The sequence below is a fragment of the Rhodococcus sp. IEGM 1409 genome (assembly GCF_030056735.1).
Taxonomy (GTDB): domain Bacteria; phylum Actinomycetota; class Actinomycetes; order Mycobacteriales; family Mycobacteriaceae; genus Rhodococcus_F.
Map to the genome: position 1 here is coordinate 322,397 of NZ_JASHKN010000001.1, position 16,090 is coordinate 338,486.

Annotated in this window: 15 protein-coding genes and 1 tRNA gene; 6 read left to right on the top strand and 10 right to left on the bottom strand. The window is 62.1% G+C overall.

Annotation, left to right across the window (positions count from 1 at the left end; genetic code table 11):
* Window positions 1-104: 104 nt before the first annotated feature.
* The 8 genes from QM716_RS01595 to QM716_RS01630 form a co-directional block, all read right to left on the bottom strand.
* Window positions 105-2,756, bottom strand: a complete 2,652-nt coding sequence (locus QM716_RS01595) for a glycosyl hydrolase 2 galactose-binding domain-containing protein (RefSeq protein ID WP_283301884.1) — start codon at window positions 2,754-2,756, stop codon at window positions 105-107.
* Window positions 2,757-2,758: 2 nt separating this feature from the next.
* Entirely contained in the window at window positions 2,759-3,745 is a 987-nt protein-coding gene (locus QM716_RS01600) for a DUF1839 family protein (protein ID WP_283301886.1), read from the bottom strand.
* Window positions 3,745-4,686 carry an amino acid--[acyl-carrier-protein] ligase gene (locus tag QM716_RS01605; protein ID WP_283301888.1) on the bottom strand — a complete coding sequence of 314 codons (942 nt, stop codon included), beginning with the start codon at window positions 4,684-4,686 and terminating at the stop codon, window positions 3,745-3,747. Before QM716_RS01605 ends, QM716_RS01600 begins: the two co-directional genes overlap by 1 nt.
* Entirely contained in the window at window positions 4,683-5,873 is a 1,191-nt protein-coding gene (locus QM716_RS01610) for an acyl-CoA dehydrogenase family protein (protein WP_283301890.1), read from the bottom strand. Before QM716_RS01610 ends, QM716_RS01605 begins: the two co-directional genes overlap by 4 nt.
* On the bottom strand, window positions 5,870-6,112 hold the full coding sequence (locus tag QM716_RS01615) for an acyl carrier protein (protein WP_283301892.1): 243 nt from the start codon (window positions 6,110-6,112) through the stop codon (window positions 5,870-5,872). The genes QM716_RS01610 and QM716_RS01615 overlap by 4 nt, the downstream gene beginning before the upstream one ends.
* Window positions 6,105-6,551, bottom strand: coding sequence for a holo-ACP synthase (locus QM716_RS01620; RefSeq protein ID WP_283301894.1), 447 nt, complete (start codon window positions 6,549-6,551; stop codon window positions 6,105-6,107). Before QM716_RS01620 ends, QM716_RS01615 begins: the two co-directional genes overlap by 8 nt.
* Window positions 6,552-6,837: 286 nt before the next feature.
* Window positions 6,838-7,479, bottom strand: a complete 642-nt coding sequence (locus QM716_RS01625) for a ScbR family autoregulator-binding transcription factor (protein ID WP_003946317.1) — start codon at window positions 7,477-7,479, stop codon at window positions 6,838-6,840.
* Between the two features lie 189 nt (window positions 7,480-7,668).
* Window positions 7,669-8,322, bottom strand: coding sequence for a TetR/AcrR family transcriptional regulator (locus QM716_RS01630; protein ID WP_283301895.1), 654 nt, complete (start codon window positions 8,320-8,322; stop codon window positions 7,669-7,671).
* Between the two features lie 154 nt (window positions 8,323-8,476).
* Here QM716_RS01630 and QM716_RS01635 point away from each other — a divergent pair.
* From QM716_RS01635 to QM716_RS01660, 6 genes are all read left to right on the top strand, one after another.
* Window positions 8,477-8,547: transfer RNA gene (locus QM716_RS01635), tRNA-Gln, on the top strand.
* Window positions 8,548-8,637: 90 nt separating this feature from the next.
* Complete coding sequence (gene glmU / locus QM716_RS01640; RefSeq protein WP_283301898.1) at window positions 8,638-10,089, top strand: bifunctional UDP-N-acetylglucosamine diphosphorylase/glucosamine-1-phosphate N-acetyltransferase GlmU; 1,452 nt, start codon at window positions 8,638-8,640, stop codon at window positions 10,087-10,089.
* A 72-nt stretch (window positions 10,090-10,161) separates the two neighbouring features.
* Window positions 10,162-11,142, top strand: coding sequence for a ribose-phosphate diphosphokinase (locus QM716_RS01645; protein WP_003946284.1), 981 nt, complete (start codon window positions 10,162-10,164; stop codon window positions 11,140-11,142).
* 239 nt (window positions 11,143-11,381) lie between these two features.
* Window positions 11,382-12,038, top strand: coding sequence for a hypothetical protein (locus QM716_RS01650; RefSeq protein ID WP_349307339.1), 657 nt, complete (start codon window positions 11,382-11,384; stop codon window positions 12,036-12,038).
* A gap of 79 nt (window positions 12,039-12,117) precedes the next feature.
* Complete coding sequence (locus QM716_RS01655; protein WP_283301903.1) at window positions 12,118-13,698, top strand: SLC13 family permease; 1,581 nt, start codon at window positions 12,118-12,120, stop codon at window positions 13,696-13,698.
* Window positions 13,698-14,585 carry a cyclase family protein gene (locus tag QM716_RS01660; RefSeq protein WP_283301904.1) on the top strand — a complete coding sequence of 296 codons (888 nt, stop codon included), beginning with the start codon at window positions 13,698-13,700 and terminating at the stop codon, window positions 14,583-14,585. Before QM716_RS01655 ends, QM716_RS01660 begins: the two co-directional genes overlap by 1 nt.
* Before the next feature lie 3 nt (window positions 14,586-14,588).
* On the opposite strand, the gene QM716_RS01665 is transcribed toward QM716_RS01660, so the two are convergent.
* On the bottom strand, window positions 14,589-15,794 hold the full coding sequence (locus QM716_RS01665) for a PQQ-dependent sugar dehydrogenase (RefSeq protein ID WP_283301906.1): 1,206 nt from the start codon (window positions 15,792-15,794) through the stop codon (window positions 14,589-14,591).
* A 107-nt stretch (window positions 15,795-15,901) separates the two neighbouring features.
* Complete coding sequence (locus tag QM716_RS01670; RefSeq protein ID WP_283301908.1) at window positions 15,902-16,072, bottom strand: hypothetical protein; 171 nt, start codon at window positions 16,070-16,072, stop codon at window positions 15,902-15,904.
* Window positions 16,073-16,090 lie beyond the last annotated feature (18 nt).

Below are 16,090 nucleotides of genomic sequence, written 5' to 3' on the forward strand. Positions count from 1 at the left end.
ACGGGTTGCGGGCTCACAGCCCGAGCGCAAGATCCCCACCGAGGCAGAATTGTGCGCCGGTTCGATTCTATCGGTGCGCGATCTCGCAGCGCAGTCCGATCCTTTCAGTTTCCCCTAGCGCTCGTCTTCTTCGACGTCCGCTTGGCCGGTGAAGATTGCGTGGCCGGTGCGCTCGGCGGTGTCACGGCCACGCTCGTGTGAGAGTTGAGCGCCCGGACCCGGCCGATCACCTTCGTTGCCTGGCCAGTTCTCCGCAGACGAACAGTCTTGCGACCGTTCGGCGCGAGGTGGAACCAGGAGTCTTCGGGCTCGAAGCCCTGCAGTTCGAGGGCTACGTATTGGGCGGCAGCATCGGTCGTGACGTCGACGACCCACTCTTCATCCCCGAGGCCTCGAGGCCGGCCGACGCTACGAGCAGTAGCGACAAGTCCGACCGACTGCTCGAGGGGCCGCGCCGGACCCCCCAAGAGGTGCACCACTTCGTCCACCATCTCGCCGTCCTCGTCTTCGAGTGTGACGGTGACGGCCTCGTATGTCCGCGCCCCGAACCGAAAGACGTGGGTGAGGTCCGTGAAACGGCCGACAAGGCTGTCCACGGACCAGGTCAGACTTGAATGCGCTTCCACCTTGACCGGCAACGCGACGTCGACCGGGACGACACCTGACCGACAGTGTGCTCGAAACCTGATCTCGCCGACGACAGGATTGGCTGTCTCGTTGATTGCGTCGAGCCTCAGTCCGTCCATACCGTCGTCCGTGACGAGGAGCGCGATCGGTTTGGCGCTCCGACGGAGCACGAACCACGGAGCTTTGGGGCTGCCGTTCCAATCGAGGACCCCCCATCCCGGTCCGGGCTCCAGGTCTCGCAGTGCGAGTGTCAAGGCGCCGTCGCACCGAGAGTCCGGGCGACGCCAGTAGCCGAGCGTCGATGCGAACGCCTCACATACAGCTGCGCGCCCCAGGTCGAGATAGCGTTCCGGGTCTGACCACCTGACTTCACGAGGGTCTTCGCCGAGAAGGGTGTGGACGTAGTGGTCACGAACATCCTCGAAATCCCACGACGATCCGTTGTCCCGCGGCACCGCAGCTTTCCACGCCGGGTGGTGCCCTGCGACGGCGAGTGAACCGAATTCGTTCTCGATCAACGCATTCGACGGTGGAATCGAGAATGCCAGTGATTCGGTCGCAAAACGTACTCGCGCGCTGAGCACGTCGGCCAGTGGACGGCGATACGCACCGACCCCGAAGTAGTGAGCGACCCCGCTTCCGACGTGCGTGGCCAATTGCCCTCCGCCGCAAGGCGCCGATTGATTTCCGCCGCAAGGCGCCGATTGATTTCCGCCGCGAGGCGCCGAGGGCGACGACGTCACGTACTCGAGTTCAGGTGCAACCGTCGAGATCAATTTCGGCAGTCTCGAATGAATGAGCGGTATGTGTTGATCGACCAAGCCCAGCATGGTCGGCTGCTGTTCGGTCTCGCTGCCCCCGCAGAAGACTGCCAATGCGGGATTTCCACGCACTCGGCGTAGGAACGCGGTGACCTCGGCGGCAACGAGTTCGAAGAATTCGTCGGTGTCAGGCGGATCAAGCGTCGCCAGCATCATGTCCTGCCACACCAGAATGCCCAGTCGCGCGCATTCCTCCCAGAAGTGGTCGCTCTCGTAGACCATCGTCCCCGGGATTCGAATCATGTTCAGACCCGCCTCGGCCAGCCGTTCCAACACAAGAGTGGTGCCGGCGTCGTCTTGAAGCGAGATCGGGTCGGTCGGTACCCACACCGAACCACGGCAGTACACCCCGATCCCGTTGACACTCAACCGGAATCCACCATCGGATCTATCGACTTCCACCGTCCGGAAGCCAACCGAACCGAGGTACTCGGCGACTCCGACCGTTTCTATCGTCACCGGATAAGTACGCGGGGCGCCGTGCGTGTGCGGCCACCACAACTGCGCGTCCGCCACTTCGACGATGCCGGACACCTCGAGGAATCCGTCCGGCCCGGAGGCCGTAGCGAATTGTTGCGAGTGCTCGCCGACGCGCACGGTGACGTACTCCACCGCGACCGGTAATCCGGTGAGCCGCGCACTGACGGCAACGCGGCCGGTTGTGCCGTGGACACTCGCGTACTTGACGGCAGAGACGACGGTGGCAACTCCCTTGTCCAACAACCGGATACCTCGCCATGGACCCACTGGTACCGGCACACCACTGAATACGGGAGCCATACCGAGCATCGTGGTTCGAATCCACCGAAGACCCTGTTCGCGGACCATCGACGAGCGCCAACGTCCTCGTGGGCGCCTCGATCTCAAAGTCGCGGAGAGGGAATGAAAATGAATAGCCACCTGGACACGTTTACCAACACCGACTCCGGCCGGAATGCTCACTTCCCCAGGCGTGAACATGGATTCGGTGGACGCGACCGGGACACCGTCGATCCAGACGTCGGCAAACGCCGTCACACCGTCGAACTGGAGCAGCCACGACCCCTCACCGGTCGTGGCAACGGTAGTCACGAACCACCAGTCCGACGATCCAACAGACGATGTTGCAACAGACGCCGATGCAACAGGCATTGTGCGTCCGGCGCCGGACTGCGACTCACGCAACGCGCCGACGACTGTTCCCGGCACGGGAGCTGCGACCCACTCGGTCACGGCTTCGAGGGCATCCGGATCGGTCACGGATCCGGGTTCGGTTGCAGCGCAACGCCATATCGCGCCGGCCAGCAGGTCCGCTGACGAGCGAGGCACTGCTAGACCAACCTCAGGTGTCGATGCGAGTCGACGCCGACTGTGTCGGCAACGACTTCCATCGCCCTCTTCCACGACACGGCCATCTCGTCGAGTTGCTCACGTGGGTCGACCGCGCGACCCCTGGCGGCGCGCGCCATCTGAAACTGCACGCTCTTGGCCCCGGACGCCACTTTGCGAAAATCGGGCGCAGCCTCGACCATCCCGGAGAAACCTGCAGTGTCCAGGAACTCGCTGGCGTCCGCCGCCAGCTCCGCGCAGGCACCACACTGACGAAGAAGCCCGAAGGACCAGAGGTGAAAGGCATCCATGCCCGCCCCCTGCACCCATTCGAGATCGTCGATCACCCTGCGGCCCAGCTCTCGCACCGGATTACCCGCCGCTCGAACCGCTACATTCCGTCGAGCTACTTCGGCGATGTTTCCGGCGTTGGTCGCGTGAACCGGATTGAGCCGGATCTGCTCCACGTAGGGCACAAAAGAAGGAAGTGAGAAACGATCGAGATCGAAAACGCCGGAAAAGTCTTCGCCTCGCAACATGTAGTACCCGCTGTTGTGGAAGTACTCGAGTTCGCCGGCAACACGATCGATCCGATTGGGCACGATCGTGGTTTTGGTGTGCCCCTCGTGATAAATCGTTCCGAGAGTGTCGGGAAGCCAGTATCCGTCCACCTCGATCGTCGACAGCATCCCAACCCCGAGGTTGTCCTCGACATGGATCAGCGGTGCCCGCCAGACGTTCATCTCGGCGACTTCGATCCCGTACAGCGCGTATATGTCCTCCGCCTTGAGCTTGAGGAAAGTCCACTGAGCCCCGTCGAACCGCGACGAGAAGGCACATGCCAATGCCGGGACGGGGTCCAATCCCAGCGAATGCAACACTTCGATCCACAGATCCGTGTAGCAGTTGGTCTGCGCCCACACCCGGTCGTCCTGATGTAACGCGTGTGGCCGGTAGCAATCAGGTGAAATATCGACGAGGCGTGACATCAGATGCCCATTCGTTCACGAACAGAAGTTGGCCACGTAGCCACATCAAGGCCATGAGTCCGCAACAAGGACAACGCGATTCGCTCCATCCCGAAGCCGACGCACGAGCTGTGCGCCACCTCGCCCTCCGCCGTTCGGATATCGAAATTGACACCGAAATGGTCGAGATGGTTGTTCGAGGACACGATGGCTGTGCCGTCGTCGAGATCTCCGTAGAGCCGAACCGTCAGTTCCGTCTTGAGATTCTCTTCACGCTGGTTAGCTGCAAGCATCTTTCCGGCGCGTCCGAAGAAAGGATCATTGGCGATCACCGGGGTGGCGTCGAGCTCGAGCTGGCCGAGCACGTCGAGTCCCCGCTCGATCCAGTACTCGCGATGCGCTCGCGCTGCTGCGGCGTCACCGATCGTGACGAACTCGTGCATCCGAAACGCTTGCATGCGAGCCGGATCGATCGCCGGTTCGTGCCGAAAGCAAAAACCGTAGATGTCCAGCAGTACCCCGCCTTCGGGGAGAACTCCGGAGTATCGCGCATATGCGGGATGGCATGCAGCGGACACGAGCATGGTCTCGGTCGGCTCGAGATGGCGATCCCACGATTGCCCCTCGGCGCGATCGGCCAGCAGTCGCGCATGATCGCGATTGGAACCGGCGAAGGTGTTGATGGCGCCGGTGAGGTTGGGAAACGAAGCGATGTAGTCGGTGCGCTCGAAACTGCTACGCGGGAACACCGGCGGAAACCGCAGCCGAGTCGCGGCGGTGCCTGGCCCTGCCGCCACCACCACTCGATCGATACCGTCGACGATGTCCTCGAACACGCCGGAACGCCCGTAGAGTCCGGGCACTTCCGTCTCTACGAGAAGTCCTTCGACCAGCAGTTCGCGTTGAAATGCAGCTCGGGCCCGATCCAGATCGGTTTCGGTCGTCACGGTTTCGGTTGTCATATCGTTCCCCTGTATCCGATAGCCATGTGAGCTGAACCGGCCATGATTCGATCGTTGTTCACCATCACCGCTGCGCCGTGCGCGTCACGCAGGTGGCGGCCGAGCGAGAATTCGGTGTCCTCGCGATATCCGGAGATTCCGCAGATCAACATTGTCTGCCCCACGATTTCTACCACCGCGGTGGAGGTGGTGACCTTCAGGTTGTTCATCGCGAGCGAAAAGCCCACCGCGCCCGTCGCCTCGAAATCGGCAGCGCCTTCCTCAGCGTGGACTGCCCGGTCGTACCTACGCGCAGAAGCGTCCACGAGATCGGCGAATTGTTGTGCCGAAGCAGCAACTTCGGCGAGACGGAGCGCTCCGGGCGAAGTGACTCCTGGCTGCTTACGGGCGGCGGCACGCACGTACTTGCGCGCCTTCTCGACTGCCGCGTCGGCAATTCCCAACCACACCGAACTCCAGACGACGTGAGATACCGGGAGCATCGTGTGGGTGGAGATATCGGAATACGGTACGTCGGCGACCATGTCGGGTGTCGAGGTGGCCCGAAGGATGTAGCCGAGACTGCAAGTTCCCCTCAGCCCCAGCGTGTTCCACTCGGTAGTGCGTTCGAGCGTCAAGTCTGGGGTGCGGCACACCACGAGAACCTGATCGTTCGGCTGACTCTCCGGCGTTCGCCGAGCCGTCACGACTATCGCGTCGGAGTGTTCACCATACGAAATGACGGGTGCGTTCTTGATCAACAGCAGATGACCGCCCAAATCTTCTACGGCGCAGTAACTCCGGCTGACATCACCACCGATTCCCAGCTCAGTCGTTGCCGACGCCAACAGCAATTGCTTGTCGACAGTTTCTTCGACGAACCCGCGGAGCGCTTCGGTGTTGCCGTGCTTGACCAGCGAGTAGATCTGCGTCTGATGCATCGCAAAAATCATTCCGCTTGCTGCACAGCGTGTTCCGATCACACGGGCGATCTGCGACACCTCCTGCAGCGAGAGCCCTTCGCCGCCGAGTTCCCTCGGTACAGCGACGGACAGCAGTCGTTCACTGCGCATGGCGTCGACGGCTTCACGCGGAAACCTTGCCTCTGCATCAACTTCGTCGGCCCACAGCGCCGCAACTTCGTCGGCCAACCGTGCGGCCCGCTCGAGAGCCGTCCCGGTGGAGCACTGCGACTGCGGAGCGTTCATGCAGCACCCAACTCTGCCAACGCACCCTCGATCGCCTTGACGCTCGCGAAAGTACTCTTCCGCAACAACTCGTCCGGAAACTCGATGTCGAACGAATCCTCAAGCGCCAACATGACATTCACGCTCGCGTGCGATGTCAACCCCAACTCGTAAAGATCGGCCTCGCCGTCGATTGTGCTCACGTCGACTGCCAGCCGACCGTGCTCGACGAGCACTTTCCGAATTGCCTGATCAATCATCAGCGATGTCGTCCTTCTTTTCGATGCGAGCGCCCGAGCGTGTTGCGATCACCATTGCGATGGCCACGTCCGCTTCGTGCGAGATAGATACTTGAAAGTCGTTCAGATCCTGGGTCCGCGCGAGTTCCGCGGCATTGCCGGACAGAGTCACCCCACAACCACCCCACTCGGCCCGAGTGATTTCGATGGAGTTCCACGGAACGGGAACGTCACCCGGCCTGAGCACCTTCACAACGGCCTCTTTGGCCGCAAAACGCGCGGCCAGTCGTTGATCCCGCGCCGGCCCGGCGCACGTCTGCAATTCGTGAGGAGTGAAGGTCCGATCGAGATACCTCCGCCCGAAGAGGTCGATACTTCGAGTGACATCCACGACGTTCACGACGTCACAGCCGATCCGCGGACCGATGTCGAGCATCGGCGTCGGTGCAGTGTCACCCATCTTCTGACTCCCCCTTTGGGGTCGTACACGCCGGGCAGCCCCCTATGCTGCCCGGTGTGCCGACGCCGTCACACTGCCCTGACAAACCTTCGTTCTAGCAATTCTTCAGCTACCGGTAGAACATACCGCAATCCGAAGATGGGAGGAAAGATCGGACTTCCGGATTCCCATCAACACTATAAACATACTCTCAGTTTGTTTCGAATGCAGAACAATAGAGAACAATCTCTCTACCAGGACATTTCCAACAAATTGATCAAAGGAACTGTGCGGCAGGCCCGTGATGTCAGTGATCGCTGGCGAGACGCCGTGCTGCGAATTGTCTGAAGTACTCCACTTTGGATTCCGGGACCACGATCGGAAGTATCAGGTTCCACGATGCCTTCATGGAGTCCGAGAGCTCACGAACAGTCCCGGTCGCCGCTGCCATCAGCCGAACTCCGGACGCCACTTCCAACAGGAATCGAGCGATGTCGGCGGAATCCGCGTCCGAACGCAGATCACCTTCGTCGGCGGCGCGGCTGGCAAGCTCGCGGTAAATGTCGAGCCAGACATCCAGCGTTGCCGGCCCGGATCCCCGATAGTCCCCGATCTCGACCAGCAAGCGGAAGGTCGCACGAACCATCGCGTCGTGCGCACCGATGTCGACGATGACGGACGAAATACCGATCAACGACTCGAGCGCGGGAGTGCGACGGTCCAACCAGAGTTCACATTTCGCATCGAAACGTGCCGAACCCTCGTCGATCACCGCCCGCGCGAGTTCCTCCTTGGACCCGAAATGGAAGTACAGCGCGCCTTTGGTCACCTGCGACTCGGCGATGATCTCGCTCAAACTGGCATTGGCATAGCCCAGGCGCAAGAACACCCCCGCTGCTCCGCGCAGCACCGAATCACGGGTGGCTTCTGCCCGCTCTTGCCTCACCATCGATCCGGCCTCCAATCACCACACATCGAACGAATCCTTGGTCTTACCCGTTCACAGCGTCAAAATGGAAGGCACGGTTCGGCATTCAACCCACCCTGCAAACAAATGAGACATTTGCCCATCAAACGATCGTGATACAGCGAACACAGCTTAGACCGCGATCCATCTCTGCGTGGCAGGCGCGCCTGGTTAACCCTCCAATTGTGGGTCGGCTTCCAGATTCGTCAGGCCGTTCCAACACAAATTCACGAGGTGAGCGGCGACAACTTCTTTGGACGGAGTCCGTTCGTCGAGCCACCACGTAGCCGTCGTGGACACCATGCCGACAAGCGCCTGGGCGTACATCGTTGCTAGTCCGGGGTCGAAACCACGTCTGGAGAAGTCCCCCGCCAGGAGGTAGCCCACCTGACTGATCGCGTCGTTGAGCAAGCTCGAATACGTCCCACTCGGCGCGACGACGGACGAATCGCGCACGAGTATTCGAAATCCGTCGGTGTGCTCTTCCACGTAGGTGAGCAAAGCCAACGCAACCCGCTCGACTCGAACTCTCGAGCGATTTTGTGACAGCGACGAGGTGATCATTTCGAGAAGCCGCGACATCTCCCGGTCTACTACGACGGCGTACAGCCCCTCCTTGCCGCCGAAGTGCTCGTACACAACCGGCTTGGACACATTGGCTCGCTGAGCGATCTCCTCGATCGAGGTCGCCTCGTATCCCCGTTCGGCGAAGAGCGCCCGCCCGATCTCGATCAGTTGTTGCCGACGTTGGGTACCGGTCATCCGGATCCGTATCGCTCGTTCGGGAACTGGATCCCCGCCAACCGAACCGGACACCGTCGCCATGGTCTTCCTCTCTCCGACACACAAATTACAGCTGTGGATGCTCAGCCTATCGGGACTTCAGGAACCCAATCGGAGGAGCGGTTCGACCTACGGCGGGTCGGCATGCGATTATTCTTTCGCGCGTTCGTCCGCAAGGCTCGGCAATGCGTGGCAATCCGCCGTGGTGTAATGGCAGCACCTCTGATTTTGGTTCAGATAGTTCAGGTTCGAGTCCTGGCGGCGGAGCTGGTAAACAACATGCGTTTTCCGAGCGGAAATGCGTGTCTTGATCGACAGTTTGATCGACAGTTTGATCGACAGAGGGAGCTCAAACCAGTGCAGACCGCCGTGATCGTTCTCGCAGCGGGTGCCGGTACACGAATGAAGTCGAAGACTCCCAAGGTCCTCCACACTCTCGCCGGACGCAGCATGCTGGCACATTCGCTTCACGCGGCAACCTCACTGAACCCCACGCACCTGGTGACCGTCGTCGGTCACGATCGTGAGCGTGTCACCGAAGCGGTCAGCGCAGTCGCCGGCGAACTGGGCCGCCCCGTCACCGTTGCCGTTCAGGACGAGCAGAAGGGCACCGGGCACGCCGTCAGTTGCGGACTCGAGGGTCTGCCCGCCGACTTCGCCGGGACCGTACTCGTCACAGCCGCCGACGTGCCGCTGCTCGACGGCAAGACCATCGCAGACCTCCTCGCTCAGCACACTGCCGCCCCTGCGGCTGCGGTCACGGTGTTGACGTCGACGGCGCTCGACCCCACCGGCTACGGACGGATCCTTCGTACGACGGACGGCGAAGTCAACGCCATCGTCGAGGAGAAGGAAGCCACCGAATCGCAGCGCTCGATCACCGAGGTCAATTCGGGTGTCTACGCCTTCGACTTCGAGACTCTGCGCGACGCGCTGGCGTCTCTCGACTCCAACAACGCACAACACGAGTTCTATCTCACCGATGTGATCATGATCGCCCGTCGAGCAGGCAAGCGTGTTCGTGCGCAGCACATCGCGGATTCGGTTCTCGTCGCGGGCGCCAACGACCGCGTGCAGCTCTCGACGCTTGCCCGCGAGATGAACCGTCGAATCCTCGAGACGTGGATGCGTGCCGGCGTCACCGTCGTCGATCCCGCGAGCACGTGGATCGATTGCGGCGTGCACATCGCACAGGACGTGACGCTCCTGCCCGGAGTTCAGTTGACCGGCACGACGTCGGTGGGCGAAGACGCCGTGATCGGCCCGGACACCACCTTGGACAACGTCAGCGTCGGGGAGCGCGCGGTGGTGGTCCGCTCACACGGGAGCGACTCCGTGATCGGCGCGGACGCAACTGTCGGTCCGTTCGCCTACCTCCGGCCGAGTACCCGTCTCGGTGACCACGGCAAGATCGGCGCCTACGTGGAAACCAAGAACGCCGACATCGGCAAACATTCGAAGATTCCGCATCTTACCTACGTCGGCGACGCCACCATCGGCCATCACAGCAATATCGGAGCTTCGAGCGTCTTCGTCAATTACGACGGGGTGAACAAGAGCCGTACTGTGGTGGGGTCGCACGTCCGAACAGGCTCCGACACCATGTTCGTTGCCCCTCTCGTCGTGGGAGACGGCGCATACACGGGTGCGGGCACGGTCTTGAAGAACGACGTACCGCCTGGGGCGCTTGCCGTCTCGGGTGGGGCGCAGCGCAACATCGAGGGTTGGGTCCAGAAGAATCGACCCGGAACTCCTGCGGCCGATGCCGCTGCAGCGGCTGCACAACCTGACAGCCCTGCAACAACCTGACAGCCCTGCACAACCTGACAGCACAGATCACCACCAGATCGACCGGCAAGTACAAAAGGATGGCATGAACCAGTGACTGCGAATTGGATCGACAACCAGAAGAACCTGATGTTGTTCTCGGGTCGCGCACATCCCGAGTTGGCGGAGCAGGTGGCGAAGGAACTCGACATCCGCGTCACCCCGCAGACCGCGCGCGACTTCGCGAACGGTGAGATCTTCGTTCGATTCGAAGAGTCGGTTCGCGGCTCCGACGCGTTTGTCCTGCAGAGTCATCCGGCACCGCTGAACACGTGGGTGATGGAGCAGCTCATCATGATCGACGCTCTCAAGCGTGGATCGGCAAAGCGCATCACTGCAGTTCTTCCGTTCTACCCGTACGCCCGCCAGGACAAGAAGCACCGCGGACGCGAGCCGATCTCCGCTCGTTTGATCGCGGACCTGCTCAAGACTGCCGGCGCCGATCGCATCATCACGGTCGACCTGCATACCGATCAGATCCAAGGCTTTTTCGACGGCCCCGTCGATCACATGCACGCACACAGCCAGTTGGCCAACCACATTCGCGCGGGCTACAACCTCGAGAACATCACGGTGGTCTCCCCCGACTCGGGCCGCGTTCGTGTCGCCGAGAAGTGGGCCGACTCGCTCGGCGGAGCACCGCTGGCGTTCATTCACAAGACGCGCGATCCGTTGGTGCCCAACCAGGTCAAGTCCAACCGCGTCGTCGGTGAGGTCGAAGGTCGCACCTGCATCCTGATCGACGACATGATCGATACCGGCGGAACCATCGCCGGCGCGGTCAAGGTACTCAAGGAGGCCGGTGCGGGTGACGTCGTCATCGCTGCAACCCACGGCGTCCTGTCCGACCCTGCGGCCGAGCGTCTGTCGACGTGTGGAGCGAAGGAAGTTGTTGTCACCAATACACTTCCGATCGACGAGTCGAAGAAGTTCCCGACGCTGACGGTGCTGTCCATCGCACCGCTGCTGGCTCGCACCATCAAGGAAGTTTTCGAGAACGGTTCTGTGACTTCGCTGTTCAACGGCAGCGCCTAGTCTTCCGCTGCACTACGGGCGCGTACCTGTGACTTCACGGTCACCGGTACGCGCCCGTAGTCGTCTTCGCGAACCCCACGAAAACAGACCACCCGGTCATCATGAAACCACCTGTGCGACACACGAATACCAGCAAATGCGGCAAACAGCATGATCTTGATCACGCCCGCGTCGAGAAACCCAGGTCGATGTTGGGGCGGTGTTCACCGCGCCGCAATCTTCGCCTAGTGTGGCTCGTCGTGATCGACGCGCAAACCCTGGAATCCCGGCCCGAATCTCATTCCCTGAATTCATCAGTTCCGACGATCCGGCGGTGGCGCCCAGGATCTTGTGTCTGGTGCGGAGACGACAACTCCGTGGACATGTTCCGCAACGAACCCCGCTGTGGAAAATGCCGTGAAAACGAAGGCATCATCGATGACGCTAAGCGTTTCCTCGGCATGTACGGTCTGCGCCCGCTCGGCGGCACGCTGCAGTCCGACGACGACGAAGAGCGCGAGTACCGCGTCAACGCACGCGAGGCACGCCGAGTCCTGAACGAGATCCGCATGGACGTCCTTCCCGATGCGGCCGCTGTCCGCAAGGCAATTCGGCCCCGCGCCGCAACGGTTGTCGCCGACGCGTCACCCGCGCGGGCTTCTCGCCCCTCCAGCACGGGCACAGCGACGCGCGTTGCCGCTCCGGTCAAGACGGACACCGTCGACATCGACACGCTCCAGACGCGCGTCCTAGGGCTTCTCGATCAGCTCGGTTCGATCGACGAGCAGATCAAGGTCGCCGAACTTGCACAAGGGTTGCCGGCTCGCGCACGACTGAGCGATCTGAACAAGCAGAAGGCCACGGTTCTTCGCACGCTGGCCGCTCTCGAGAAAGCCCGCATCGCCGCCTCCAACTAAATTCCGTCGCGTCCATCCCACGGCCCCGTCTCCCTTGCGAGACGGGGCTGTTCTGTATGAGCAGGTACCTTTACGAATCGTGAATGACATCACCATCACCTTTGTTGTGCTTGCACTGGTCGTCGCGCTGTTCGTGATCGGCCGAATCCCGGTCGGCATCATCGCGATCGGCACTGCCCTGGCGCTGTACGCCACCGGTGTGATCTCGATGGAGCAGGCACTCGCCGGATTCGGCGATCCCACGGTGGTGTTCATCGCCGCGCTCTTTGTTGTCAGCGAAGCCCTCGACGCCACCGGCGTCACCACCTGGGCGGGTGAGAAACTGCTGGCGAAAGTCGGCGAATCCCGAGTCCGTCTCGTGAGTGCGATCATGTTGCTGGTTGCCGCGTTGACCGCATTGATCAGCGTCAACGGGGCCGTAGCCGCGTTGGTACCGATGGTGGTCGTCTTGGCGGTGCGTCTCGGTAAATCGACGTCACAACTGCTTCTGCCGTTGGCATTTGCCGCCCATGCCGGATCGATGCTCACCTTGACCGGAACGCCGGTCAACATCATCGTTTCCGAAGCAGCCGAAGAGTCCGGGGCCGGCGCTTTCGGGTTCTTCAGTTTCACCTTGGTCGGTGCGCCCCTGGTACTGGGAACCATCGCGATCGCCGTGCTACTCGGCCCCCACGTCCTCCCACATCGCGCGGGGACGTTCATGTCTCCTGATCTGAGCCGACACGCCAAGACCCTCGCGAAGCAGTATCAGCTTATGGGTAAGGATGCCCCGTCCGCCGAACCCTTGATCACCAAGTACGACGGTGTGGTCGAAGTGATCATCCCGCCGCGCTCGGAAATGATCGGCGACAGGGCCTTTCCCGGCATGGTGACCGACAGTGGAGATCTGGTGATACTCGCAGTCCAGCGTGCTGGTGAGGACTGCGGCCCCAAGGGCGTCAAGTTGGCGGCAGGTGACACGCTTCTCCTGCAAGGCAGCTGGGACGATCTCGACACCCACACCGCGGTCGATCCGAACGTCCTCGTGGTCGACGCACCTGCCCAGATACGGAAGCAGGCAGCACCGTTGGGAACCCGCGCGGTCATCGCCCTCGTCGTCGTCGCGGCGATGGTCGTGTTGCTGACCTTCGGACTGGTGCCTTCGGCGATAGCCGGACTCCTCGCGGCGTGTGCGATGGTGCTGCTACGAGTCATCAGTGTGGAGCAGGCGCATCGGTCCATCTCGTGGACCACGTTGATTCTCGTCGGCGGAATGATCCCGCTCTCGACCGCGATCCAGCAGACCGGCGCAGCCGAAAAACTCGCTCATGCCTTCGTCGACGTCGTCGGCGGTGCAAGCCCGTATGTCGTTGTCGCCGGACTGTTTGTCGTGACGGCGACTCTGGGTCAGCTGATCAGTAACACCGCGACCGCGCTGATCATCACGCCGATCGCCATCTCGGTCGCCGGCGAACTCGACATCTCGGTGCTGCCCCTTCTGATGACGGTCACTGTCGCTGCCGCGGCCTCCTTCCTGACGCCCGTAGCCACTCCCGCGAACATGATGGTCATGGGACCTGGCGGGTACAAGTTCGGCGACTACTGGAAGCTCGGGCTCCCGATGTTGTTGTGGTTCCTGGTAGTTGCGACGGTGTTGATCCCAGTGATCTGGAGTTTCTGATGTGCTCACCGAAGGTGTTGACGGAGGTCTACGAATCGATCGGACGAGAACGCAGGAAGGTCAGCCGACGATCGATGTTCGCGGCGCTGGGCACTACTGCGCTCGGCGCAACCGTCGTGGCGGGCGTGGTGCAGCCCACTGCGTCGGCAGCGCCGGCGGGTCACACCATCGTCGATCTGACGCACGTACTGACGCCGGATTTCCCGGTGTGGCCGGGCGCGCGCTCGTTCGAGATGAGGAACCTGGCGAAGATCGCCGACACCGCCGGATCTCTGGGCTCGCTCGGGTCCGCTGGTTTCGGCGGAAACTTCTACCTCAACGAACTCCGCCTCGAGGAACACACCGGCACTCACATCGACGCGCCCGCTCACGCCAGCGCGGACGGAATCACCGTCGAGAAGATTCCGGTCACCGACCTCGTCGTACCGATTGCGGTCGTCGATATCAGCGCCCGAGCCTCCGTCGACCCTGACACACTGCTCACCCGCCAGGACATCCTCGATTGGGAGTCCACCCACGGGACCATCGCTCCCCGGAGCCTGGTGGCGATGAACTCGGGCTGGGATACCCGGGCCGGTGCCGGCGGAGCCTTCACGAATCGAGATGCACTCGGCGTGCAACACACTCCCGGATTCGCCCCCGAGGCGATCGACTTTTTGGTGTCCGAGCGCGACATAGTCGCCGTGGGCTCGGACACCCTCAGCATCGACGCGGGCCGAAGCACGACCCACGGGGCTCACCGAAGCGCTTTGGGCTCAGGAAAGTACACAGTCGAAGCCCTTGCAAACCTGTCCGCACTTCCAGCCGTCGGCGCCACAGTGATGGTAGGCGCGCCGACGCATGCGGGGGGTTCGGGTGGTCCGTGCCGGGTTATCGCCTGGTACTGAAGATCAGGGCGTGGGTGTCACCCGCAGCACCTTGTCGCCTGTTCCGTTGTCCGTGGTCACCAGAAGCGAGCCGTCCGGCGTCGGGGTCACCGAGCGCAAGCGCCCGAACTGGTTCACCAATCCGAAGGTCTGCGCGTCGACCGAACGGCCATCGGCATTGAGGCGGAGGAAGATCAGTTCCTTGCTCTTGAGACCGCCCATCACGAGTGCACCGTCCCACGCACCCCATGCAGCTCCGCCGGTGAAGGCTGCGCTTGCGGTAGCCAACGTCGAGCTACCCGAACGCCATACCGCCGCAATTGCTCCCGGCACGCGCACAGGATCGGTCATCGGCACGGATTCGTCGTACGTTCCGGGAAGCCGATCCGGGCGGTAGCCGTAGTTTCCACCGGGGGTAAGCAGGTTTACTTCGTCGTCGACGCTCGTGCCCTGCTCAACCGAGTACACCCGGCCGGTTCCGGGTTGCACGGCCAAACCTTGGACGTTGCGGTGCCCTAGTGTGTAGACGGAGCTGCCGGCATTCGGATTTCCCGCCGCCGGAGTTCCGTCGGCGTTGATGTGCAAGACCTTGCCACCCAGCGAATTCGGATCCTGCGGAACGCTCGGCGTCGCTGTGTCACCCGTCCCGACGAACAGCGTGCCGTCCTGGGCCGCAAGAATTCGGCAACCCCCGTGACGCCCGGACGAGACCGGGATTCCTGGCAATACAGTTCCGGTTCGAGTGAGGGCGGTCCATCCGGCGTCGACGGTCCACGAGATCACTCGAACGTCCGTGACTCCCCCAGCGCTGAATCCCTGACAGGTGTACAGGGTGCGCGACTGAGCGAAGTCGCGTGCAAGCGCGATGCCCATGAGGCCGGTTTCGGACTGAGCGTAGAGATCCGAAAGATCTGCAGCGACCGGACCTGTCGTGTTGTCGCTTCGGCGAACGAAGAATCCGCCGGACCGTTGTCCGGTCAGGATCGCGCCGTCCGGGGCCGCCGCGACGTCCCAGGGGTGATCGAGTCCGTCGAGGAGTGTGGTGACCGACAGCTGCGGGAGGGTGTTCTCGATGGGGATGTCCGGGTCTTCACCGCCCAGCGACCCTGTACTTCCGTTGCCGAAACTGCCGGGGTCGAAGGGGAATGGTTGAGCCACGCACTGCGCTACCGGCATCACCAGTACTGCAGTCAGGGCCACGGTCAATGCGGCGAGCTTCGGATGACGCACGCGTTCTCCTCGGGTCGGAAACCGTTCTGCGCCTCACTATAAACAGACAAACACCATTTTTCGGGCCATCGCGCCGTACCTGCAGGCCACAGGGCAACGAAACCCCGTCAGAAGTCGGCAATCTCCGGCAACGCGTTCGCCAGTGGGGGCGCGATCCACCTCGAGGCAGATCGCGTCTTCCGCCAGCTGGGCACACTCCAGTCCAGGAGGTATTCGAGATCCGCTTCTACTCCCTTGTCCCGCAATCCGACACGTCGTTCCAGTGCATACTCATCCACGAAATTCAGTCTCGCCGC